The following is a 22,505-nucleotide window of genomic DNA, read 5'->3' on the forward strand; positions in this document are numbered from 1 at the left end:
GGCCCGCGCGGTCATCGCGTCAAAGCCATACAGGTATGGTATCGCGGTTTATGATTTCGTCAAAGCTTGGGCGTTCACGAATAACTGCAAATTGATCCCGATGCACCATCACCTCGGGGATCAGGGGGCGGGTATTGTATTCACTGGACATAACCGCGCCATAGGCCCCTGCGCTGCGGAAGGCGATCAGATCACCGGATACAAGTGGCGGCATATTGCGCTCGCGGGCAAACGTATCGCCCGTTTCGCAAACCGGGCCAACGATGTCAAAGGGTCGCTGCTCAACTCCGGGCGCGGGTTCTTTGACGGCGACGATGTCGTGATACGCCTCATACATGGCCGGACGGATCAGGTCATTCATTGCCCCGTCCAGGATTAGGAAATCCCGGCCTTCCCCGGATTTGACATAGATGACCCTGGAGACCATTAGACCGGCATTTCCCGCGATCAGACGGCCCGGTTCAATTTCGATCTCGCAGTCGAGGTGACCCAGCGTTCTCTTGATCATTGCGCCGTATTCGACCGGCAAAGGTGGCGCATCATTCGAGCGGGTGTAGGGGATCCCCAAGCCGCCCCCGAGATCAAGGCGGCGTATCATGTGCCCCTCTGACCGTAACCGTTCGGTCAAATCGGCGACTTTGGCATAGGCCAGTTCAAAGGGCTCCAATTCCGTCAATTGCGAGCCGATATGAACGTCGATCCCGATCACTTCTAGACCCGGCAAGCTGGCTGCGCAGGCGTACACTTCCGATGCGCGTGAGATCGGAATGCCGAATTTGTTTTCAGATTTCCCGGTTGCGATCTTTGCGTGGGTTTTGGCATCCACATCCGGGTTCACCCGGACAGTGATCGGCGCGGTCACACCCAAGTCCAACGCAACAGCATTGATGACTTCCATCTCGGGTTCGGATTCAACGTTGAACTGCCTGACACCACCGGTCAGCGCCAAACGGATTTCATCCTCGGTTTTTCCAACGCCTGAGAATACGATCTTGTCGCCGGGCACACCGGCGGCTTTGGCGCGCAGGTATTCCCCGCCCGAAACCACGTCCATCCCAGCGCCAGCCAGGGCCAGCGTCTTGAGGATCGCCTGATTGCTGGCCGCTTTCATCGCATAGCAAACCAGGTGATCCGTTCCGTCCAACGCATCGTCAAACAGTTTGAAGTGCCGCAGAAGCGTGGCGGTTGAATACACGTAGAACGGGGTTCCGACCGCGGCAGCAATCTCGGAAATCGGGACATCCTCGGCGTAGAGCGCGCCGTCGCGGTAGAGAAAGTGATCCATGACCGCGCGCTTAGACCAAAAGTGGTAAGCAGATCAATTGATTCCGCGCCCAATGCGGCAATCGCCGTTTCTAGAACTCCGTCGAGACTCCAAAGCGACCATAGCCTGAGACGGAAACGCCTGTGCCCGACTGCCTAGGTTTAGCCTCAGGTTCTTGGCGCGGTGTTGTCGACGGTTCGCACGCCACCAGCACAACAAGAGTTAGGAACAATGCGATGGGTTTCATGCTTTCGATCACCGATAATCTCTTTTCACGCACCGAAGCACATGTGTTCTCAACTGGGGTCAGGCAACCCGGATTACAACAATCTCTAGCCTCAGAATCCCAGATAAATTCCGAGAGGGCCTCGATTCAGCCCGACGCCACCGCCAACATACCCGCCGCTTGAGCCAACACCCACGCTGGCGCTGACGGTTGGCTGCACAGGTTCACCATCGACGCCGCAGCCTGCAAGCGTCACGGCGGCTGCAACTACAAGGATCACACGCAAAAACGTCATCACACCATCGCTTTCCATCGGTCGACCTGTGCACGCACCTGATCCGGTGCGGTCCCACCATAGGACTGTCGCGAGTTTACCGAGTTTTCGACCGTAAGAACAGAATAGACGTCATCTGTGATATCTGCATGGACAGACTGCATGTCCTCGAGGGTCAGATCCGGCAAATCGCAGCCATTGCCCTCGGCCATGGCAACCAGCGACCCGGTGACATGGTGCGCATCGCGGAACGGCAGACCCAAAACCCGGACCAGCCAGTCGGCCAGATCGGTCGCAGTCGAAAAACCAGACCCCGCCGCGACAGCAAGGCTCTCACGGTTGGCGGTCATGTCCTTGACCATGCCTTCCATCGCAGCAAGCGCCAGCATCCAGTTGTCGGCGGCGTCAAAGACCTGTTCCTTGTCTTCCTGCATATCCTTGGAATAGGCCAGCGGCAGGCCCTTCATCACCATCATCAGCGCGGTGTTGGCCCCATAGATACGACCGACCTTGGCGCGGATCAGTTCTGCCGCGTCGGGGTTCTTCTTCTGCGGCATGATCGACGAGCCGGTCGAAAAGCGATCCGACAGAGTCACGAACCGAAACTGGGCCGAGGACCAGATCACAAGCTCTTCGGCGAAGCGCGACAGGTGGACGGCACAGATTGAGGCGGTCGACAGGAACTCCAACGCAAAGTCACGGTCGCTGACTGCATCCAGCGAGTTGGCTGCGGGGCGGTCAAAGCCCAACGCCTCGGCTGTCATCTGCCGGTCGATGGGGAACGAGGTTCCGGCCAACGCGGCAGCCCCCAGCGGGGATTCATTCATCCGGGCACGGGCGTCCCGAACACGACTCAGATCGCGGCCAAACATTTCGACATAGGCCATCATGTGATGACCCCATGTCACCGGCTGCGCGGTTTGCAGGTGGGTGAAGCCTGGCATGACCCAATCTGCCCCGGCCTCGGCCTGTGCCAAAAGCGCGCGGATCAGGGCCAGCAGGCCGGTTTCTGCCGCGTCCAGCTGATCACGCACCCAAAGCTTGAAATCGGTCGCCACCTGGTCGTTTCGGCTGCGACCTGTGTGCAGACGGCCTGCGGGCGCGCCAATGATCTCTTTCAAGCGCGCCTCGACATTCATGTGAATGTCTTCCAGCGCGGTCGAGAATTGAAACGTGCCGCTCTGGATTTCTGACAAAACGGTGAGCAGCCCTTCCCGAATAGCTTGCGCATCACTATCACTTATGACGCCTGTGGCAGCCAGCATGGCGGCATGGGCGCGCGAGCCTGCGATGTCCTGGGCTGCCATCCGCTGATCGAACCCGATCGAGGCATTGATCGCCTCCATGATCGCGTCCGGACCGGCGGCAAAGCGGCCGCCCCACATCTGGTTCGAGGATTGATCGGTCATGTAAGAAAACCCGGAGTTAATATGCGCCTATTTCGTCTGATCCCCCTTTATATGGCCCTTGCGTTGGGTGCAAACGCGGCTTTGGCCACTGATGCTGAAACTCTGGGTCCACTGCGTGATGGCACGTTGAAACGATTGATCCTGCACAAAGAGCCCAAGCCGGTCGAAGTGGTTGAGTTTGAGCTTGAGGATGATGGCGGCAAAGGGTCATTGGCCGATTATAAGGGCAAATATGTCCTTCTGAACTTCTGGGCCACGTGGTGTGCGCCCTGCCGCAAGGAAATGCCACAGATCGCGGAATTGCAGGAAGAATTTGGCGGTGACAGGTTCGAGGTTCTGACATTGGCGACCGGGCGCAACTCGCCAGCAGGGATTAAAAAGTTCTTCGATGAAAACGGCATCACCAACTTGCCGCGTCATCAAGACCCGAAACAGGCCGTCGCTCGGGAAATGGGCGTAATCGGCTTGCCCATCACCGTGATCATCGATCCAGATGGCAACGAAATCGCGCGGCTGATCGGCGATGCCAAGTGGAACTCGGACAGCGCCAAGGCGATCATTGCGACTCTGGTCGAAGGGAATAGCTGACATCGCAGGCCTTTTTGGCGCGTTTGTGCTAGACTGAAACCGGCCTCAAGGGGCCGGTTTTTTGTTTGCAAACATGGGAAAGGAGACTGCGATGAAACCGGTGGTTCTGCTGATTGGGCGACTACCGAATGTGATTGGAGATGTGGCCCGCCAACTCGATCATCTGCCGATACAATGGCTGGGTGCGCATGATCAGGACGAGGTTCGGCGACAGTTGGAAGCCGAGCCGCGCATCTCCTGCGCCATAATGGGGGCAGGATTGGATGACGCTGTACGAGGAGAGATGGTGGGCATCATCGCCGCGCGCCGGCCGGATATCTGCATCCATCTCAAAGACCGGTCCTCCGGTCCCGACGGACTGGTGCCCTTTGTGCAGCGGGTCGTGCAGCATGAAATTCTGGAACGACTCGAACGCGGCTGACGCAACGCCACCTTTGACAGTCTTCAACCCGCTTTGCACTCTGTGGCCGGGGAGGACGGAATGCCACTGGAAATTCTTTTGGTTCTTGTGGTCGGAGGTATCGCCGGAATAACCATGCTCTTGCATTTGACCGGGCGGTCGGATCGGCGTGTTCTGACGCAGGACGTGGCACGTGACGACTGGTTGCGTCATTTTCCCGATGATGTCGTTGTTGATGTAACGGTCTCTCATGACGCCTTGTCGGCGCTGGTCCGAACCGAGACCGGGCCAGGCCTGCTGTGGTCTTTCGGCGCGGACACGGTGGCGCGTCATCTGTTGGATTTCGACTGGATCGAGCATCCGAAGGGTTTCGAGTTTCAATTTCACGACTTTGCCACACCCAGCGCCCTCATCCACCTCGACGAAATGGAGCGCCGTCACTGGCGACATCTGATGGAGCCCGCATGACCGATACCACAAGTTTCCCAGACGCCGTGCAATGGGCCGTGCCGTTTTTCATCGCAGCAATCCTGATTGAGTTCCTTTGGATTGCGATCAAGGGCAAAGGCGGGCGTTATGAAACGCGCGATGCGGTGACCTCACTGATCATGGGGGCCGGCAACATCGCCTCGGGCTTTTTGCTGGGGTTTATCGCTTATGCGTTTTTCATGTGGCTTTGGCAGATCACGCCCCTGAACCTCGGCACATCGATCCCCGTCATTATTCTGTGCTTTGTTCTCGATGACCTGAGGTACTACTGGGTACACCGCTTTGGTCATCGCATTCGCTGGGTCTGGGCCAGCCATGTAAACCACCACAGCTCGCAACACTACAATCTGACCACAGCACTGCGTCAAACCTGGACCTATACGTTTACCTTTATGATGGTCGTACGGGCGCCGCTGATCCTGTTGGGTTTTCACCCGGCAATGGTTTTGTTCGTCGGCGGATTGAACCTCATCTATCAGTTCTGGATCCACACCGAGGCAATCAAAAAAATGCCGCGATGGTTCGAAGCGGTCATGAATACACCCAGTCATCACCGCGTGCATCACGGACGCAATGCCCGCTATCTGGATTGCAACTATGCGGGCGTTTTCATCATCTGGGACAAGCTGTTTGGCACATTCGTTCCCGAGCAGGACGACGACCGCGTTGATTATGGGCTGGTGCACAATATCGGAACGTTCAACCCGCTGCGTGTTGCGTTCCACGAATGGGTCGGCATCTGGCGTGATGCAACGCAGCCGGGCCTGACGTGGCGCCAACGTCTGGCCTATTGCTTTGCGCCACCGGGCTACAGCCACGACGGCAGCCGGGACAATTCCACGCAGATCAAGCAAAAGCACCTTGCACGCCACCCCGAAGACCGCGGCACGCCCGGATTCGAGCAATTCGACGAAAATCCGCCCAATACTCAGGCAGAACGCGCCTGACACTCTCGTGAACGCGGCCTGGAAGACTTGAAATCCGGGTCCCATAGGCCATATCTAAGTCCATGATTGGAGTATGAGTGACCGGAGACCCGAATGACCCGTGTAACAACAGTATCGACGTTTATTGGGCTTCTGGGTCTTGTTCTGGCTATGCTGGCTGCAATCGGCAGCGCATTGACGGCTTTGATTGTTCTAGGCTTTGTCATGATGGTTCTTGGGGTGATGGGCGCTTTGATCGGTGCTGCCGCGTCTCTGACCCGCGCCTGGCAATCGGCACGCTGAACCGAAACATCCTAAAATCCGTCTCGCCTTAACCGCAGATTCATCTGTTTGACCCGACAGTGTGGCTGAACCTTTTAGTCAGCAACAGTCTGGGACCGGCGCCTATGCGGGACAAGAAGCTTGCAGATCTGCCAGAAGGGTCCGAGAGCCCATTGACCACGGCGATCTCTGCCCGCGACCGCTCGGTTGTGCAGATGGCAACTGACGCGGTGAAACACAAACAGTGCAAATTGGCGTTCCAGCCGGTGGTGCAGGCGCAGCCCCCGCATGAAATCGCGTTTTACGAGGGGTTCCTGCGCGTTCTCGATGAAACAGGGCGGGTCATACCGGCCCGTGAGTTTATGCCTCAGGTCGAAAACACGCCGATTGGGCGGGAACTGGATTGTGTCGCACTGGAAATGGGTTTGCGCGCCCTTGCCCGAAACCCAGATATCCGCCTGTCCATCAACATGTCGGCGCGATCCATCGGGTTTGCCCGATGGTCCCGTATATTGGAGCGGTTTCTGAAACGAGATCCCACGATCGGGGACCGTCTCATCCTGGAACTCTCGGAAAGCTCGACAATGCAGGTGCCCGACCTCGTTGTCGATTTCATGGATCGGCTGCAAGACCGTGGCATAGCCTTTGCGCTCGATGACTTTGGCGCCAGCAATTTCAGCTTTCGTCATTTTCGAGAGTTCCTGTTTGACGCCGCCAAAATTGACGGTCAGTTCGTGCGGGGCGTCAGCACCAACCCGGACAATCAGGCCCTGGTGCGCGCGTTGATCGCTGTGGCACGCGAGTTCGAAATCCTCGTCACCGCCGAATCGGTTGAAACGCGTGAGGACGCCGAGTTTCTGATCGCCTGCGGTGTCGACTGCCTGCAGGGCTTCCTGTTCGGCGCGCCCTCGGTTTCGCCCCCGTGGCAGCAGGAAACAGGCTCGAAAACAGGAACTTAACGCGCCCAAAAGTGTCGCAATAGACCGCTGGTCAAAACTATGAGACAAGCTGTCCGTTGCTGCAGATGCAGCATTACGCTATGGCAGGTAGTGCTGAAGCGGGGGATCACTGGGCGCTCGTGTTTCGGGAGAACGCTTCTCCGCAGCCTGCGCCGTCGAATTTCCCTCAGGACCATGACGGTAAAGGACTGACCATATGACCAACGTAGTAATCGCATCCGCTGCACGCACAGGCGTCGGCAGCTTTAGCGGTTCGTTTGCGAACACCCCTGCACATGATCTGGGCGCTGCCGTTCTGGAAGCCGTCGTGGAACGCGCCGGGGTCGAAAAAGGCGACGTAAGCGAAACCATCATGGGCCAGGTGTTGACCGCCGCTCAAGGCCAGAACCCTGCCCGGCAAGCACACATCAATGCGGGTCTGCCGCAGGAAAGCGCAGCCTGGGGCATCAACCAGGTCTGTGGATCGGGCCTGCGCGCCGTGGCGCTTGGCGCACAGCACATTCAACTGGGCGATGCGGATATCGTTGCGGCTGGCGGTCAGGAGAACATGACCCTGTCCCCCCATGCCGCCGCCCTACGCGCCGGCCACAAGATGGGCGATATGAAATACATCGACACCATGATCCGCGACGGATTGTGGGATGCGTTCAACGGCTACCATATGGGTCAGACCGCCGAGAACGTCGCCGAGAAATGGCAGATCAGCCGCGACATGCAGGATGAGTTCGCTGTCGCCTCGCAAAACAAAGCCGAAGCGGCTCAGAAAGCCGGCAAGTTCGCGGACGAGATTGTGCCCTTTACCATCAAGACACGCAAGGGCGACATCGTGATGGATAAGGACGAGTACATCCGTCATGGCGCAAATATGGAAGCTATGGCCAAACTGCGCCCGGCTTTCTCCAAAGAGGGCTCTGTCACGGCTGCCAACGCGTCCGGTCTGAATGACGGTGCGGCCGCGACCCTGCTGATGTCCGCCGAAAACGCTGAAAAGCGCGGGATTGAACCGCTGGCGCGCATCGCCTCTTACGCGACCGCTGGCCTTGACCCGTCGATCATGGGTGTTGGTCCGATTTACGCCTCGCGCAAAGCGCTGGAAAAAGCGGGTTGGTCGATTGACGATCTGGACCTTGTAGAAGCAAACGAAGCTTTTGCCGCACAGGCCTGCGCCGTGAACAAAGACATGGGCTGGGATCCGTCAATTGTGAACGTGAATGGTGGCGCAATTGCGATCGGGCACCCCATCGGCGCGTCGGGTTGCCGCGTTCTCAACACGCTGCTGTTCGAAATGAAACGCCGGGATGCCAAGAAAGGTCTGGCGACCTTGTGCATCGGTGGCGGCATGGGCGTCGCCCTGTGCGTGGAGCGTGACTGACTGCGCTGAGGTCCGCCTCGAAAAAGGGCGCCCCAGTGGCGCCTTTTTTGTTACAATTCAACCCTATCACTTACATGCGACGATATTGTCACCCCGAATGCACAGAAACTCCGCGAAACAATATTGCGCATCTGGCGCTCTCAGAGTAACAGCATTACCAAGCCGACTTAATTTGGAGGATTCCTAAATGGCACGTACAGCACTCGTCACCGGCGGTTCCCGCGGCATCGGCGCAGCAATTTCCAAGGCGCTCAAGGCCGAAGGGTACAATGTAGCCGCCACCTATGCGGGGAATGACGAAGCCGCAGCGAAGTTTTCCGAAGAAACCGGCATCGCCACCTACAAATGGAACGTCGCGGATTATGACGAATCCAAAGCGGGAATTGAAAAAGTCGAAGCCGAGGTTGGCCCAATTGATATCGTTGTGGCCAATGCGGGCATTACCCGGGACGCACCGTTCCACAAGATGACGCCGGACCAATGGCACCAGGTCATCGACACCAACCTCACCGGCGTTTTCAACACTGTTCACCCGGTCTGGCCCGGAATGCGCGAACGCAAATTCGGCCGTGTGATCGTGATCAGCTCAATCAACGGTCAGAAGGGCCAGTTCGCGCAGGTCAACTATGCCGCGACCAAGGCCGGTGATCTTGGGATCGTTAAGTCACTGGCGCAAGAGGGCGCGCGCGCTGGCATTACCGCGAACGCCGTCTGCCCCGGCTATATCGCAACCGAAATGGTTATGGCTGTGCCTGAGAAAGTACGTGAGTCGATTATCAGTCAGATCCCCGCCGGCCGTTTGGGCGAACCCGAGGAAATTGCACGCTGTGTTGCCTTCCTCGCCTCAGACGACTCGCAGTTCATCAATGGCTCGACGATCTCGGCCAATGGCGCGCAGTTTTTCGTCTGACAAAGCGGAACATCCAAGAAAACGGGCCGGTCCTTTTGGACCGGCCCTTCCTTTATCCCGTAAGAACACGCGCGCTGCGTTCAGCGGGAACCAAACAACCAGTTAAGCGCGCGATTGATCACTCTGGACCGTTCAATATGCGCGCGCTGAAAGGCGCGGGCAGTAGCGGGGTTGGAGGAGACCTCGATCATCGCAGTGTTCCTTTCAGATCAGTTTCGTTTGACTTCACCTGAATATGCGCCTTAGATCGTTAATCGACAAACGAGCTTTTTGGATTTTCAGTTAAGCAAATCTTATGTGATTGATGAGCGACTACCTACCCCCTCTGACCGCTCTGCGCGCCTTTGATGCGGCCGCGCGGCATATGTCATTTGCAAAGGCGGCTGAGGAGCTACACGTCACCCCGGCCGCCCTGTCCTTTCAAATCAAGTCAATTGAGGAACATCTGGGCCGCCCTCTGTTTCATCGGTTGAACCGCGCGGTTGAGCTGACCGAGGCCGGGCGGACCCTGGCCCCCGGTGCGGCCGACGGGTTTGCCGCGTTACAGGCTGCATGGCGCGCCGTTTTGCGCCAAGACGATGACACCAGCCTGACCGTTACGGCGGGGCCTGCCCTGACGGCCAAGTGGCTTGCGCCGCGCCTGTATGATTTTGCCCGCGCCCATCCCGAGATTGACCTGAAGTTTTCAGCCACGCTGCGCAATATGGACCTGGAACGCGATGATGTGGATGTGGCCATTCGATTTGGATACGGGCAGGATGACGGGTTGTTTTCGGTTCCCGTCAGAAAAGAATGGCTGACACCGGTCATGACCCCTGACCTCGCAGAGCAGTTCCTGACACCCGACACCCTGAAAAACGCGCCTTTGATCCACGATGACTCGATCAGTTTTTTGACACCCCCATGTGATTGGCCCGCGTGGTTCCGGGCTGTCGGGATCGAATTCGATCCGACGCATGGCGCACATTTTTCAAATGCCGACCACGCGATTGACGCCGCCGCGGCCGGTGTTGGCGTCGCATTGGGCCGCCGCGCGATGATCCTCAAGGATCTGACCGAAGGCCGGTTGGTTGCCCCGTTCAAAACCGCCATTGAGACCAAAGCTCGGTTTCGCTTTTTGTGTTTACTCGGGGCGGAAAAGCGGCCTCAGATCGCGGCGTTCAAAGACTGGTTCATGACCGAGATTGAAAAGACAGCCCATATATCGGATGAGTTCACAATCGTACCGATTGAAGAGGTGTCCGAATAGTGACCAAAAAACGCGCAACGGCGATCGGCTTTGGCGCCGTGCTCCTTTGGTCTCTGCTGGCCCTGTTCACAGTCGGGTCCGCGCCAACCCCTCCTTTGTTGCTGAACACGATCTGCTTTTCTATCGGGGGAACCCTTGGGCTGATCTGGGCGGCATCTACGGGCGGTCTTGGTCAATTGCGACAGGTCAGGTGGACGACATACCTGTTCGGGGCTCTGGGGCTGTTTGGGTATCACGCGCTGTATTTTTCCGCGCTGAGGATGGCACCCGCCGCCGAAGCCGGGCTGATCGCTTATCTCTGGCCTTTGTTAATCGTGTTGTTTTCCGGTTTGTTACCCGGAGAGCATCTGCGCATCGGGCACCTCATCGGGGCGTGCCTGGGGTTCGCCGGCGCCGCCGTGATCATCGCCGGAGGGGGCGGAACCGGGTTTCAGGTACACCACGTGCCGGGATATGCACTGGCCTTGTTATGCGCACTCACATGGTCTGGCTACTCGGTATTGTCCCGCCGCCTGGGCGACACTCCAACCAGTTCGGTCGCAGTCTTTTGCATAGCTGCGGCGATTGCCTCGGGGGCGTTGCATTTGGGACTGGAAGAGACCATTTGGCCGGTCAGCACAATCGGGTGGGTGTCAGTGCTGGCCCTTGGGCTCGGGCCGGTTGGTCTGGCGTTTTACGTTTGGGATATCGGGGTCAAAAAAGGCGACATCCAAATCCTGGGAACCGCGTCTTATGCCGCCCCTTTGCTGTCGACGCTTGCACTGGTGGTGGCCGGGTCCGCAACCCCCTCCTGGGGGTTGGCGCTTGCGGCCCTATTGATTACCGGCGGTGCCGCAATTGCGGCACGCGCCAGCCTGAGACCTTAAGTGGACAGGCGTTCGATTTCTTCTTTTAGCTTGAGCTTTTGTTTCTTGAGCTGGGCGATATGGAGATCATCGATGCCTGGCGAGCGTTGGGCTTCTTCTACTTCAAGACCGAGAGATTCGTGTTTCTTCTTCAGTTCCGTCAGATGTGCGCTCACGCTCATGGCGATCCTCCTTCTTTACGTGTCTGGGTGTCACGTAAGAAGTTGATCACATCGTTTCCACCCTGTCACGCCGCAGACGCACAGATTCTGTCATAAATCCGACAATTTCGGCTGGTCGTTGCTTATGCTGCGCTGAATCCGGGTAGCGCTGCACCATATCTCAAAACGGCGGATACTTCGGGCGTGTAGCTGTCACCGTCCTTTTCGTGGGTATCTCCGGCATGCAGAACCAACGGCGCGTGCAAACGAAAGGCGCCCTTTCCGCCCTTTCGCGCACGCAGAATCACCAGTTCTGCGCTGCGTGCTCTGCGCGGGCTCAACGGCAAAACCTCGATCGAGCCTAAAAGCCTGGAACATGACGTAAGCATATCCGGTAGGCGATCGGCCTTTTGGATCATGTGCAGATAGCCACGGGGGGCAAGACGTTTTGCAGCCACTTCGATCCAGTCTGACAATGGTGTCTGTTCGCCCAGCGCGATTTGTCGCCCGCCGTCCTGCGCGGGACTGTGCGCGCCGGCGCGGTAATAGGGCGGGTTGGCGATGACATGATCGAATTGCCGTTGGCGCAGGTTCTGCGGCAGTCCGCTCAGGTCCGCTTCAACTACATCCAGTGTGGCACCGTTCTCTACCGCGTTCCGCTTTGCCAAATCCGAATATTCTGGCTGAATTTCAACCCCCGTCAGGCGAAGGTTCGGGACGCGCGCAGCAAGGCATAGAATCGCCGCCCCGGCACCGCATCCAAGTTCCAGCACGGATTGGCCGGACGTCGCAGGGACGGAAGCGGCGAGCAGGACCGGATCCACACCAGCCCGATATCCGGACTGAGGCTGCCACAGATGGATTCGCCCGCCCAAAAAGTCGTTGCGGGTCAGATCACTGTCATCAAACCGGGTCACCTCCCCAAAGGAATCTCATTGTCGCGCATGACGCGTTCGGCGCGCGTCAGATCGTCCGCGCGAACCATCAGGCGTCGGGGAAAGATTCCGATGCCACCTTCGAGGATGCTCATATTTACGTCCATCTGAAAGCAGTCTATATCCTCGCCCTCAAGAAGAGCGGATGCAAAGGCCAGGATTGTCGGATCGGTGCTGCGCAATAGTTCTTTCATGGGGATGGATGTAAGGGCAAGGCGCGGCAGAAGTCGAGCCTTGTATCAGGAGTTTGATGACCGTCAGCACAATCTCGAAACCGCATGATCGGCTGGCCGACATCCTGGCCGGTGAAATGGATGCCGTAAACACGTTGATCCGAACGCGCATGGCGTCCGAGCATGCGCCACGGATCCCCGAGGTGACGGCGCATTTGGTTGAGGCCGGGGGCAAGCGCCTGCGCCCGATGCTGACTTTGGCGGCGGCCCGACTGTTTGGGTACACGGGTGACCATCATGTAAGACTGGCCGCGACGGTTGAGTTTATTCACACTGCAACCCTGCTGCATGACGATGTGGTCGATGAAAGCGGACAGCGGCGCGGGCGGCCCACGGCGAACTTGCTGTGGGACAACAAATCCAGCGTTCTGGTCGGCGACTATCTGTTTTCCCGCAGTTTCCAACTGATGGTGGAAACCGGCTCGCTACGCGTTCTGGACATCCTTGCCAACGCATCCGCCACGATTGCCGAGGGTGAAGTGCTGCAAATGACCGCGGCGACCGATCTAGCAACGGATGAGAGCGTTTATCTGCAGGTTGTGCGCGGCAAGACGGCGGCCTTGTTCTCGGCTGCGACCGAGGTGGGCGGCGTAATCGCCGGCGCCTCGGACCAGCAAGTCAGGGCGCTGTACGACTATGGTGACGCACTGGGCATCGCGTTTCAGATTGCAGATGATCTGTTGGACTATCAGGGCGACAGTGCAGCAACCGGAAAGAATGTCGGCGACGATTTCCGCGAGCGCAAGCTGACGCTTCCGGTGATCAAAGCCGTGGCGCAGGCGACGCCCGACGAACGCGCGTTTTGGCAGCGGACGATCGAGAAAGGCCGCCAGCAGGACGGTGATCTGGAATACGCGCTGCGTCTGATGAATAAATACGGGACGCTAGAGGCCACCCGGATGGATGCGCTGGGCTGGGCGAGTAAAGCAAAGGCAGCCGTTGCCATTTTGCCGGATAACGAGATTCGTACCCTGATGCGGGATTTGGCCGACTACGTCGTCTCGCGCCTCAATTAAGCTGCGTGGCGCGGCACCACCAATCCGGGTGCGCTGCGCCAATTTCATAAGCTGCGAAATGAGCCGCTTTCATCGACGGATAAAGCGCAAAACAGGTCGAGCCCGAGCCGGACATCCGAGCCAGCAAGGCGCTTTTGGTTAGTCTGAGCTCATCTAGGAGACATTCAATCTCGCGCGCGATGCCAAAGGCTGAAGTTTCCAGGTCGTTGCGTTGATCCATCAGCCAATGCGCACAGTCTTCTGCAGTCTCAAAGTCCGGAATACCCTCGGGCATCGGTGGATTGTCCCGATGTGCCAGAGCCTCGAATACGGAACCGGTTGGGACCTCAATTCCAGGATTAACCAGCAAGGCGGGTAAAGGTGGCAGGGTCAGTAACTCCAGTCGATCCCCTATGCCCCGCATTCTTGTCGCCTGAGCCGCCAGGCACACCGGGACGTCGGCACCCAGGGTAACTGGCACCTCGGCCGGAATATCAATTCCTTGATCTGATAAAGCCCGTAAAGTCGCCGCAGCATCAGAAGACCCACTTCCAATACCGCCCCCATGGGGCAGAATCTTGTTCAACGAGATGTTGCCCGTCCACCCCGCAGCCTCGGCCGCTTTCCAAATCAGGTTTCGGCTGTCTTTTGGTACACCATCCGCATGCTCGCCCGCGACGTCGATTGAGAGTATCTGACCTGCGGTGAATTCCAACTGATCTCCGACATCCGCAAACACAACCAGAGAATCCAGCAGGTGATAACCATCCGCGCGCTGGCCGGTTACATGCAGTGTCAGATTGATCTTGGCCGGCGCGAAGGCCTTAGTTGCCATTGGCAACCTTCAGCGGTTCGGCACCTTCCTCGGCCAGAACAGCGTCCAGACCGATATCCAGTTTTCGACGTATGCGTTCGGGGTCGGCCTCTCCGTCAGTGTCTTCGGGATCCACAAACGAAAGCGCTCGTTTCCATTGGAACTCGGCCTCGCGCCCGCGTCCAACGGCCCAATAGACATCCCCCAGATGGTCGTTGACCACCGGATCAACCGGCATCAGTTCAACAGCGCGTTCCATATGCTCGACCGCTTCGTCATAACGCCCAAGGCGGAACAGGACCCATCCAAGGCTGTCAACGATATAGCCGCTATCGGGGCGTGCCGCGACGGCCCGTTCAATCATGTCGAGCGCCTCGTCCAGTTTTTCGCGGCGCTCAACCAGCGAATACCCCAGATAGTTCAGCACCTGCGGCTGATCGGGGTTCAGTTCCAACGCACGACGGAAATCAGCCTCAGCCTGATCCCAATTTTTGAGCCGCTCATGCGATATTCCGCGGGCGTAGTGCAAAAACCAGATGCCACTGGCCGCGCCGTCGGTCAGTCCAATGGCGGTATCATACGAGTCGACCGCCGCATCATAGTTTTCCTGCCGACGCTGCAAATCAGCCAGAGCGACGTGGACACTGGGCAGGTCGGGTTGCTGTGTGGCTAACGTCTGCAATGCTTCAATCGCTGCGTCGGTTTTGCCTGATCGCCCCAGGACTTCGGCCCGGCCCAGCTCGGCCGCGTGATGGTCCGTGCTGTCCGGCGGCACCATGCGATAGGCTTCGACGGCAAGATCGTACTGGTCCAACTGGTCCAGCAACTCGGCGCTCAGCAGGATTGCATCCACGTGATCCGGGCGCAGAAACGTCGCCGTTCGCGCGTACAGCAAAACATAGTCATGCGACGCCTCGACATTGAGTGCCGCGCCAACCGAGAAAAAAACCTCGGCCATGCCCTCGGTTGCAGAACGCGCATGGGTGAAGGGCAGGGTTTCCCCAGCGGTCAGCCGATCCACATAATCCTCGATGGACGGATCGTTTCCCGCTGCAAAAACGTCATCCAAAAACCGGACCGCGTCTTCGTTGCGGTCCAGCTGTGACAGAACCTCGGCGCGGGCCAGCGCCGCGCGCCTTGAGAACTGCGAGACAACGCCCTCATCCGCTGCAAAAATCGCCTCGGCCCCTTCGAAATCACCGATGGAGGCCAGTGCCATTGCTTTGTGATAAAGCGCAAACTCTTTCAGGCCTTCCTGAGTGGAAACAGTGTCAAACTGCTCCATCGCTTTGGTCATTTCGCCCTGTCCGATATAGGCCCAAGCGATCATCAAGCCATCCACAAGAGGGCCGACACCCTGTGTTTCCGGGTCACGCGCCAAAAGGTCGTCCAGCTTGTCATCGGAAATCAGATTGGCCGAAATCACCATACGCGCTGCCTGATTGGACAGGCCTGCATTTTCGATGCTTTGCGCTATCGGCAGCGCACGTTCAATTTCGCCAAGCGCAAAACGCGCCAGCAGAACGCTTTCCAGCAATTGCTCATTTTCGGAATCGAACTTCAGTGCCTGCGCATAATATTTCTCGGCAGCCGAATAATCGCTTTCATAGATCGCCTGCCGCCCGGCCAAATAGGATCCCGCCGCCGTATCCGAATGCACCGGGATTGCGAAAGAAGAAGAGAGCAACACGGCAAGCGCCGCGCGACGAACCAAGGAAACCACCGATATCCTGCCTTGCTATCATTGACTGATAAACAAGCTAGGGCTTCGGTGTGAAAGAGGCAATGGCAGAGCCTTCACGACCCTGCCAGTGCCCCGGTTCCCGCCTACATATTGGGATAGTTCGGGCCATCCCCCCCTTGAGGCGTGGTCCAGTTGATATTCTGGCTGGGGTCCTTGATGTCGCAGGTCTTGCAGTGAACGCAGTTCTGGAAGTTGATAACGAATCGCGCACCCTCGTCATCCTCGACCACCTCATAGACTCCTGCCGGGCAATAGCGCTGTGCCGGTTCGTCGAATTTGGGCAGGTTCACCTTGATCGGTATATCCGGATCGCCCAGATGCAGGTGGCAGGGCTGGCTTTCCTCGTGGTTGGTCATCGCAAACGAAACGTTGGTCAGACGGTCAAACGATAGCGCGCCATCGGGCTTGGGATAGTCGATTTCTGTGTGCTTGCTGGCATCCTCGGTCGCCTCGGCGTCGGTCTTGCCATGGCCCAGCGTCCCGAACAGCGAAAAGCCCAGCGTGTTGGTCCACATGTCCAAACCCCCCAGCGCCAATGAGGGCATCAGACCCCATTTCGACCACATCGGTTTGACGTTGCGCACCTTCTTGAGGTCCTTGCCGATCGCACCATCACGCACATCCGCCTCATAGGCTGTCAGTTCATCGCCCGAACGTTCGGCCTTTATCGCATCGTGCGCGGCCTCTGCCGCAGCGATACCGGACAGCATCGCGTTATGGTTGCCCTTGATGCGCGGCACGTTAACCATGCCAACCGAGCACCCCAGCAATGCGACGCCCGGCGCGACCATTTTCGGCATCGACTGATAGCCGCCTTCGGTGATGGCCCGCGCGCCATAGGCGACGCGTTTGCCGCCTTTCAGCAGATCAGCCACCATCGGATGATGCTTAAAGCGCTGGAACTCCATATAGGGGTAGAGGTACGGGTTCTTGTAGTTCAGATGCACCACGAAACCGACATAGACTTGATTGTTTTCAAGGTGATAGATGAACGAACCACCACCCGCATTGCCGCCCAGCGGCCAACCCATCGTGTGCGTAACCGAACCCTGTTTAAACTTGGCCGGGTCAATCTCCCAGATTTCCTTCATGCCAAGTCCGTATTTCTGAGGCTCTTTTCCTGCCTGCAGATCGTATTTGGCAATCACCTCTTTTGACAGCGACCCACGCACGCCTTCCGACAGAAATACGTATTTGCCGTGCAATTCCATACCCGGCTCGGTGTTCGGGCCATAGGACCCATCGGGTTCCAGACCAAACACACCGGCCACGACGCCTTTGACCTCGCCGTTCTCTCCGTAGACCATCTCGGAACAGGCCATGCCTGGGAAGATCTCAACACCCAGTTCTTCGGCCTGTTCGGCCATCCAGCGGCAGACATTGCCCATCGAAACGATGTAATTGCCGTGGTTGTTCATCAGCGGCGGCATGGGCCAGTTGGGGATCCGAACCTGACCGGCCTCACCCATCATGTAAAAGTGGTCTTCGGTCACCGGCGTGTTCAGCGGCGCGCCCTTTTCTTTCCAATCCGGTATCAGCGCATTCAGGCCGCACGGGTCCAAGACGGCCCCAGACAAGATATGCGCGCCCACCTCCGAGCCTTTTTCCAGAACAACGACATTCAGGTCGGCATCCAGCTGTTTCAGACGGATGGCCGCCGACAGGCCCGCAGGACCTGCACCCACGATCACCACATCATATTCCATCGCTTCGCGTTCAATTTCGGCCATCGCGGGCTCCTTAGCTAACTTTCCGAATTGGCGCTCTCACCGCATGGTCTGCGCAATTTTGTTTCACGGTTGATTACATGGCCTGAAAGACCTTGGTCAATCGAAACACGGCGTAACAACACCGCAATACGGCAGATCAGCCTTCGGGCGCATCACCCATCAGGTATCTGGGACCGCTACCATGTGATTTAGCGCGATCATCCGGGTTGTAGAGGGCGCATTTCGGCAAGCTCAGGCATCCGCATCCGATGCAGCCATCCAGATCGTCACGCAATCGGGTCAGGGTATCGATTCTCTGATCCAGATGCGCGCGCAACAAAACACTTATGTTCTGCCAGTCTTTTGGCGTTGGCGTGCGGTTTCCGGGAAGACCACCTAGCACCTCACGGATTTCCGGCAGGGTCAGACCGAACTGCTGTGCAATCATCACAAAGCTCAGGCGCCGGATGTCCGCACGCTGGTATCGGCGCTGCCCTCCAGCGTTGCGCCAGGGCGAAATCAGTCCCTGCGCTTCGTAGTATCGGATTGCCGACACCGCCAGCCCGGTCCGTTTCGCCAATGCACCGATCGCCAGCCCTTCGGATACCGCCATGACACGCCCTTCAGAAATACCTTGACCTAAAGTTAGGTTTAGAAATTACGGTGAGTCGGGACAAACCTCAAGACGAAAAGGAAATCCCATGATGGCATCGCTTGAACATACCAATTTTACGGTACGCGACCCCAAGGCTTCGGCGGCGTGGATGCAAAAGGTCTTTGGCTGGAAAACCCGCTGGGAAGGACCTGCCATTGCTGGGGGCTACACGGTCCATGTCGGCAGTGCACACACCTATCTGGCGCTGTACGCGCCTGGCGACCCGAAACCGGCCGGGGAAAGCAGCTACGACATCGTGGGTGGCCTGAATCACGTAGGTGTTTTGGTCGAAGATATCGACGCGACCGAAGCCAAGGTTCGCGAAGCGGGATTCACCCCCCATAATCACGCCGATTACGAGCCAGGAAAACGTTTCTACTTCGACGATGACGACGGCATCGAGTTCGAGGTGGTTCAGTATGATTGAGATGCTGTGGCTTAGCACGCCCCCGAACCGATGGCGCGCAAGCCGGCACGCCGATCATCGGCATCGCCGACATCCAACCCAGCCTGAGCGGCGCCAAGCCGCAAATTGAACAGTCGAATTTTCGTGGCCTCTTGCAATTTCCGCGCCATTTAGGTCAGGTATTCAACGACCCATCTTTCGCCCCGACGCTTCCAGTGCGGCGGGGCGACTCAATTTTTGCGTGGACGAAGAAAAAATGGAAAAGATTCCCATGACGCCCGCGGGCAATGCCGCGCTCGAGGCTGAGCTGAAAAACCTCAAATCCGTCGAGCGTCCGGCGATCATCGAAGCGATCGCTACGGCACGTGAGCTCGGCGACCTGAAAGAAAATGCAGAATACCATTCCGCGCGTGAAAAACAGGGCTTTATCGAAGGACGCATCAAAGAGCTTGAGGGGATTCTGTCCCTTGCGGATGTGATCGATCCCAGCAAATTGAACGGCGCGATCAAATTTGGCGCCAAAGTCACATTGGTGGATGAGGACACCGATGAAGAAAAGACGTGGCAGATCGTCGGTGAATACGAGGCCAATATTGAAAACGGCCTGCTGAACATCAAATCGCCGATTGCCCGGGCCCTGATTGGCAAGGACGAAGGCGACAGCGTCGAGGTGCGCACGCCCGGTGGAATGCGCTCGTACGAAGTCCTGAGTATCGAATACGCCTGACAGGAGCGTATGCCATGACGTCGCAAAATCCTGATCCGGAGACAGAACGGCCGACCTCGCTGGGGATTTATGACCGCCCTAAACGCCCGTTCATAACCGGTATCGAGATTGCCGCCCTTGTCCTCAGCGTAATCTGGCTGGTGGTATCCGTCGCGTTCCTGGTGATGCCGGACGCAGATCAGGGCGGCAGCTTTGTCGTGACGTTCCTGGCAGTGTTCATGCCGGTGGCGATGATCTGGGTGGCCGCAATGGCGATGCGTGCCAGCCGGATTATGCGCGAGGAAAGTGCCCGGCTGCAAACTGCAATCGACGCAATGCGAAATGCCTATGTTGTTCAGCAACAGCGCGCCGCCAGCACCACTGAGCCCGCTGTCAGCAAGAAACTCGACGAAATCGCCGCCAAAGCCAAAAAGGCCGAGGACGCGCTCGCCACGTTTTCATCCAAGCGCGCCGAGACAGGGGCCGGTTCTGCGCAGCCACCCAACCGGAACGATCAGACGTCGCTGGAACTTGGCACACCTGCCGAAGCGATTGCACCACCGCTAGAATCCGGCGTCTTTATCCGGGCTCTGAACTTCCCCGAAACCGAGAACGACACCGAGGGTTTCAACGCCTTGCGGATGGCGCTGAAAGACCGGAAGACTGCGCAACTTGTGCAGGCATCAGAGGACGTTTTGACCCTGCTCAGCCAGGAAGGCATCTACATGGACGACCTGCGCCCTGACATGGCCCGGCCCGAAATCTGGCGTCAGTTCGCGCAGGGCGCACGCGGCCGTGCCGTTGCAGCGTTGGGGGGTATTCGCGACCGGTCATCTCTTGCACTTACGGCGGCGCGGGTGAAGCAGGATCCGATTTTCCGGGATGCGGCACATCATTTCCTTCGGCGCTTTGACACCATGATTGTGGCCTTCGAGCCCAATGCAAGCGATGCCGAACTAACGGCATTGGGCGATACCCGAACCGCGCGCGCCTTTATGCTGTTGGGGCGCGTAGCAGGCACGTTTGACTAGTCTGGCGTGACCGACCAGCTCATCTTTGTGGCGCTTCCAAACCCAAAGATATGCCGGAATGGCCCAGTCTGCTCCTGACCCATGGCTCGAAACCCCTGACGTTCGTACAACGCGCGTGCACGTGTGTTCGTGTCGATCACGTCTAGCTGAACCTCGGACATACCAAGGTGCCGTGCCTCATCCTTGACGGCTGTCAGCAGCAACGTTCCCACACCTTTCCCGCGTGCCTCCACGGCGACAAAAATTCCGTCCATCTGAAAAACACCGGGCTTCAGATTGCGTTCGAGAACGCTGAGGAGCAAGGCACGCCACATCGCGCCGAACCACCCGTACACTTGCATCAGATTGGAGAGGCCGCCGCCGCTAAAGGCGCCCTCTGCAGTCTTGAACCCGGCAAGCCCCAACATGAGGCCCGACGGATCACGCGCAACAAACGCGAATTCGGGATTCAGACCCTGCTCAAAGAATGCCAAGCCTTTTTCGTCAGGCCCCATGACTTTGTGCAGCTTTGCAGAAAACGCCTGCCAGAACAGCGCTGCGGCTTGCGGGCGCTCTGTGTCATCGAACCCGCGCGAGATCGTGACGGTCACAAGCCGAAACTCCCAAAGGGAATGAATCGCACCGGGTCCCCGGGCCGGATATCCCGCGCGCCATCTTCAATTTCGACCAGTCCCTCGGCCCAGCTGAGCCCGCTGATGCGACCGGACCCTTCCGAATGGAACACCTCGGCCCGACCGTCGCGTATGCGGGCCCTCAGATACTCGCGGCGACCCGGTTTTTTACGTTTTCCGAACGCGGCGGGCACGTCGAATCCCTGAGGTACGCTCCACCCCTGCCCGGACATTAGCCCAAGGGCTGGGCGCGCAAAAACCAACGTGCACACCATGGCGGCAACAGGGTTGCCGGGCAGACCAAAGACGGGCGTGTGCGACCACATGCCAAGGGCAAGCGGCCTGCCGGGTTTCAGCGCAATCCGCCATTCCTGCATCGCCCCGGCCTCGCGCAGCAGCGCTGAAACGTGGTCCTCATCCCCGGCAGACGCACCACCACTGGTCAGGATCACATCCGCCTGTTGTGCTGCCTTGTCCAGACGCGACCGAAGCTGGGCGCGATCATCTCCGACTCGACCCAGATCGACCGGCACATATCCCATCCGTTCAATCAGGGATAGCAGCATGGGCCGGTTGGCATCGAAAATCTGCCCGGGTCCTGCGTTTTCGCCGGGGTCCACCAGTTCATCCCCGGTGGACAGGACCGCCACGCGCAAGGGTTTGCGTACCTCAATCGCGTCGATCCCAACCGCCGAGAGCAACGCCAAGTCAGCCGGGGTGACTTTGCGACCGGCAGACAAGACCACATCCCCCTCCGACACGTCTTCGCCGGCGCCGCGCATGTTCGCGCCCCGTTTCAAGGGACCCCGAAACGCGATGTGGCCGTCCTGAACGGTCACATCCTCTTCCAGAATAATGGTGTCCACACCCTTTGGCAGCGCCGCACCGGTCAGGACGCGCAGTGCCCGGCCCGTAGGCACGGCGTCATCAAACGGGATGCCCGCAACCGCGCGGCCGTCGATCAGGGGCATGACCTGCGCACCCTCGGGCGCAGGTCCGGCGAAACCGTAGCCATCCACAGCCGTGTTGGCCTGCGGTGGATTGGAACATTTCGCCACGACATCCATGGCCAGAATGCGACCGGCGGCTTGCATCAGCGCAACGGTTTCCACATCCGCCACCACCGTCAACCTATCCCGCAGCAGCGCCAGAGCGTCGTCAACAGGGGTCCAGTTCACCCCGGCAGGCAAGGCGAAACAGTCATCGCGCAGCGGCGGCGGGGAAATGTCCGGTGTGGCCTGTGGTTTGCCCAAATTCAGTTCTTCCTTTTTGCTCTGCTGACCGCAATTGCCCAGTAGCGTTAGACCTTTTA

Annotated in this window: 27 protein-coding genes; 14 read left to right on the plus strand and 13 right to left on the minus strand. The window is 58.3% G+C overall.

What is annotated here, in order from left to right; all coding sequences use genetic code 11:
- Nucleotides 1–19: 19 nt before the first annotated feature.
- The 3 genes from lysA to argH all read right to left on the minus strand — a co-directional run bounded on the left by lysA (nucleotide 20) and on the right by argH (nucleotide 3,173).
- Nucleotides 20–1,285 (minus strand): diaminopimelate decarboxylase, encoded by a 1,266-nt coding sequence (gene lysA / locus ACR3ES_RS05310; protein ID WP_170427851.1) that lies wholly within the window; start codon nucleotides 1,283–1,285, stop codon nucleotides 20–22.
- A gap of 317 nt (nucleotides 1,286–1,602) precedes the next feature.
- Nucleotides 1,603–1,785, minus strand: a complete 183-nt coding sequence (locus ACR3ES_RS05315) for a hypothetical protein (RefSeq protein WP_170427848.1) — start codon at nucleotides 1,783–1,785, stop codon at nucleotides 1,603–1,605.
- A complete protein-coding gene (argH, locus tag ACR3ES_RS05320; RefSeq protein WP_170427845.1) occupies nucleotides 1,785–3,173 on the minus strand; it encodes an argininosuccinate lyase in 1,389 nt (462 codons plus the stop codon). The genes ACR3ES_RS05315 and argH overlap by 1 nt, the downstream gene beginning before the upstream one ends.
- A 21-nt stretch (nucleotides 3,174–3,194) precedes the next feature.
- Here argH and ACR3ES_RS05325 point away from each other — a divergent pair, with 21 nt between their 5' ends.
- The 10 genes from ACR3ES_RS05325 to yddG all read left to right on the plus strand — a co-directional run bounded on the left by ACR3ES_RS05325 (nucleotide 3,195) and on the right by yddG (nucleotide 11,214).
- Nucleotides 3,195–3,761 (plus strand): TlpA disulfide reductase family protein, encoded by a 567-nt coding sequence (locus tag ACR3ES_RS05325; protein ID WP_170427842.1) that lies wholly within the window; start codon nucleotides 3,195–3,197, stop codon nucleotides 3,759–3,761.
- Nucleotides 3,762–3,852: 91 nt separating this feature from the next.
- On the plus strand, nucleotides 3,853–4,182 hold the full coding sequence (locus tag ACR3ES_RS05330) for a hypothetical protein (RefSeq protein ID WP_170427839.1): 330 nt from the start codon (nucleotides 3,853–3,855) through the stop codon (nucleotides 4,180–4,182).
- A 60-nt stretch (nucleotides 4,183–4,242) separates the two neighbouring features.
- Nucleotides 4,243–4,629, plus strand: coding sequence for a hypothetical protein (locus tag ACR3ES_RS05335; protein WP_170427836.1), 387 nt, complete (start codon nucleotides 4,243–4,245; stop codon nucleotides 4,627–4,629).
- A complete protein-coding gene (locus ACR3ES_RS05340; RefSeq protein ID WP_170427833.1) occupies nucleotides 4,626–5,597 on the plus strand; it encodes a sterol desaturase family protein in 972 nt (323 codons plus the stop codon). The genes ACR3ES_RS05335 and ACR3ES_RS05340 overlap by 4 nt, the downstream gene beginning before the upstream one ends.
- Before the next feature lie 93 nt (nucleotides 5,598–5,690).
- Nucleotides 5,691–5,879: a hypothetical protein gene (locus tag ACR3ES_RS05345; protein ID WP_170427830.1), complete on the plus strand. Its 189-nt coding sequence runs from the start codon at nucleotides 5,691–5,693 to the stop codon at nucleotides 5,877–5,879.
- A gap of 104 nt (nucleotides 5,880–5,983) precedes the next feature.
- Nucleotides 5,984–6,817: an EAL domain-containing protein gene (locus ACR3ES_RS05350; RefSeq protein ID WP_480424964.1), complete on the plus strand. Its 834-nt coding sequence runs from the start codon at nucleotides 5,984–5,986 to the stop codon at nucleotides 6,815–6,817.
- A 196-nt stretch (nucleotides 6,818–7,013) separates the two neighbouring features.
- Complete coding sequence (locus ACR3ES_RS05355) at nucleotides 7,014–8,189, plus strand: acetyl-CoA C-acetyltransferase (RefSeq protein ID WP_170427825.1); 1,176 nt, start codon at nucleotides 7,014–7,016, stop codon at nucleotides 8,187–8,189.
- Between the two features lie 187 nt (nucleotides 8,190–8,376).
- The gene (phbB, locus tag ACR3ES_RS05360; protein ID WP_170427821.1) at nucleotides 8,377–9,099 is read left to right on the plus strand and encodes an acetoacetyl-CoA reductase; all 723 of its coding nucleotides are present in this window, start codon (nucleotides 8,377–8,379) and stop codon (nucleotides 9,097–9,099) included.
- Nucleotides 9,100–9,403: 304 nt separating this feature from the next.
- Nucleotides 9,404–10,348, plus strand: coding sequence for a transcriptional regulator GcvA (gene gcvA / locus ACR3ES_RS05365; protein ID WP_170427819.1), 945 nt, complete (start codon nucleotides 9,404–9,406; stop codon nucleotides 10,346–10,348).
- Complete coding sequence (gene yddG, locus ACR3ES_RS05370) at nucleotides 10,348–11,214, plus strand: aromatic amino acid exporter YddG (RefSeq protein ID WP_170427816.1); 867 nt, start codon at nucleotides 10,348–10,350, stop codon at nucleotides 11,212–11,214. The genes gcvA and yddG overlap by 1 nt, the downstream gene beginning before the upstream one ends.
- Here yddG and ACR3ES_RS05375 read toward each other — a convergent pair.
- The 3 genes from ACR3ES_RS05375 to ACR3ES_RS05385 form a co-directional block, all read right to left on the minus strand.
- A complete protein-coding gene (locus ACR3ES_RS05375; protein ID WP_170427814.1) occupies nucleotides 11,211–11,375 on the minus strand; it encodes a DUF465 domain-containing protein in 165 nt (54 codons plus the stop codon). The genes yddG and ACR3ES_RS05375 overlap by 4 nt on opposite strands.
- A gap of 122 nt (nucleotides 11,376–11,497) precedes the next feature.
- On the minus strand, nucleotides 11,498–12,271 hold the full coding sequence (locus tag ACR3ES_RS05380) for a methyltransferase (protein WP_170427812.1): 774 nt from the start codon (nucleotides 12,269–12,271) through the stop codon (nucleotides 11,498–11,500).
- Nucleotides 12,268–12,483 (minus strand): putative signal transducing protein, encoded by a 216-nt coding sequence (locus ACR3ES_RS05385; RefSeq protein WP_037316655.1) that lies wholly within the window; start codon nucleotides 12,481–12,483, stop codon nucleotides 12,268–12,270. Before ACR3ES_RS05385 ends, ACR3ES_RS05380 begins: the two co-directional genes overlap by 4 nt.
- 56 nt (nucleotides 12,484–12,539) lie before the next feature.
- Here ACR3ES_RS05385 and ACR3ES_RS05390 point away from each other — a divergent pair, with 56 nt between their 5' ends.
- Nucleotides 12,540–13,538 (plus strand): polyprenyl synthetase family protein, encoded by a 999-nt coding sequence (locus ACR3ES_RS05390; RefSeq protein WP_170427789.1) that lies wholly within the window; start codon nucleotides 12,540–12,542, stop codon nucleotides 13,536–13,538.
- Here ACR3ES_RS05390 and ACR3ES_RS05395 read toward each other — a convergent pair.
- The 4 genes from ACR3ES_RS05395 to soxR form a co-directional block, all read right to left on the minus strand.
- Complete coding sequence (locus tag ACR3ES_RS05395) at nucleotides 13,531–14,352, minus strand: 4-(cytidine 5'-diphospho)-2-C-methyl-D-erythritol kinase (RefSeq protein WP_170427785.1); 822 nt, start codon at nucleotides 14,350–14,352, stop codon at nucleotides 13,531–13,533. The genes ACR3ES_RS05390 and ACR3ES_RS05395 overlap by 8 nt on opposite strands.
- On the minus strand, nucleotides 14,342–16,054 hold the full coding sequence (locus ACR3ES_RS05400; RefSeq protein WP_170427782.1) for a tetratricopeptide repeat protein: 1,713 nt from the start codon (nucleotides 16,052–16,054) through the stop codon (nucleotides 14,342–14,344). The genes ACR3ES_RS05395 and ACR3ES_RS05400 overlap by 11 nt, the downstream gene beginning before the upstream one ends.
- Nucleotides 16,055–16,158: 104 nt before the next feature.
- Nucleotides 16,159–17,805 carry an electron transfer flavoprotein-ubiquinone oxidoreductase gene (locus ACR3ES_RS05405; protein ID WP_170427780.1) on the minus strand — a complete coding sequence of 549 codons (1,647 nt, stop codon included), beginning with the start codon at nucleotides 17,803–17,805 and terminating at the stop codon, nucleotides 16,159–16,161.
- A gap of 136 nt (nucleotides 17,806–17,941) precedes the next feature.
- Nucleotides 17,942–18,397 (minus strand): redox-sensitive transcriptional activator SoxR, encoded by a 456-nt coding sequence (soxR, locus tag ACR3ES_RS05410; protein WP_170427777.1) that lies wholly within the window; start codon nucleotides 18,395–18,397, stop codon nucleotides 17,942–17,944.
- A gap of 88 nt (nucleotides 18,398–18,485) precedes the next feature.
- Here soxR and ACR3ES_RS05415 point away from each other — a divergent pair, with 88 nt between their 5' ends.
- Complete coding sequence (locus tag ACR3ES_RS05415; protein WP_170427775.1) at nucleotides 18,486–18,866, plus strand: VOC family protein; 381 nt, start codon at nucleotides 18,486–18,488, stop codon at nucleotides 18,864–18,866.
- Between the two features lie 11 nt (nucleotides 18,867–18,877).
- Here the strand turns inward: ACR3ES_RS05415 and ACR3ES_RS05420 are convergent, their stop codons facing one another.
- Nucleotides 18,878–19,015, minus strand: coding sequence for a hypothetical protein (locus ACR3ES_RS05420; protein WP_480493444.1), 138 nt, complete (start codon nucleotides 19,013–19,015; stop codon nucleotides 18,878–18,880).
- Nucleotides 19,016–19,101: 86 nt separating this feature from the next.
- Here ACR3ES_RS05420 and greA point away from each other — a divergent pair, with 86 nt between their 5' ends.
- Both greA and ACR3ES_RS05430 read left to right on the plus strand, forming a co-directional pair.
- On the plus strand, nucleotides 19,102–19,572 hold the full coding sequence (gene greA / locus ACR3ES_RS05425) for a transcription elongation factor GreA (RefSeq protein WP_170427772.1): 471 nt from the start codon (nucleotides 19,102–19,104) through the stop codon (nucleotides 19,570–19,572).
- A 14-nt stretch (nucleotides 19,573–19,586) separates the two neighbouring features.
- The gene (locus ACR3ES_RS05430; RefSeq protein WP_170427769.1) at nucleotides 19,587–20,582 is read left to right on the plus strand and encodes a hypothetical protein; all 996 of its coding nucleotides are present in this window, start codon (nucleotides 19,587–19,589) and stop codon (nucleotides 20,580–20,582) included.
- Here ACR3ES_RS05430 and ACR3ES_RS05435 read toward each other — a convergent pair.
- Nucleotides 20,579–21,172, minus strand: coding sequence for a GNAT family N-acetyltransferase (locus tag ACR3ES_RS05435; RefSeq protein ID WP_480424967.1), 594 nt, complete (start codon nucleotides 21,170–21,172; stop codon nucleotides 20,579–20,581). The genes ACR3ES_RS05430 and ACR3ES_RS05435 overlap by 4 nt on opposite strands.
- Complete coding sequence (locus tag ACR3ES_RS05440; protein WP_170429635.1) at nucleotides 21,169–22,446, minus strand: molybdopterin-binding protein; 1,278 nt, start codon at nucleotides 22,444–22,446, stop codon at nucleotides 21,169–21,171. The genes ACR3ES_RS05435 and ACR3ES_RS05440 overlap by 4 nt, the downstream gene beginning before the upstream one ends.
- Nucleotides 22,447–22,505: the final 59 nt, after the last annotated feature.

This window comes from Ruegeria sp. B1 (genome assembly GCF_056535885.1).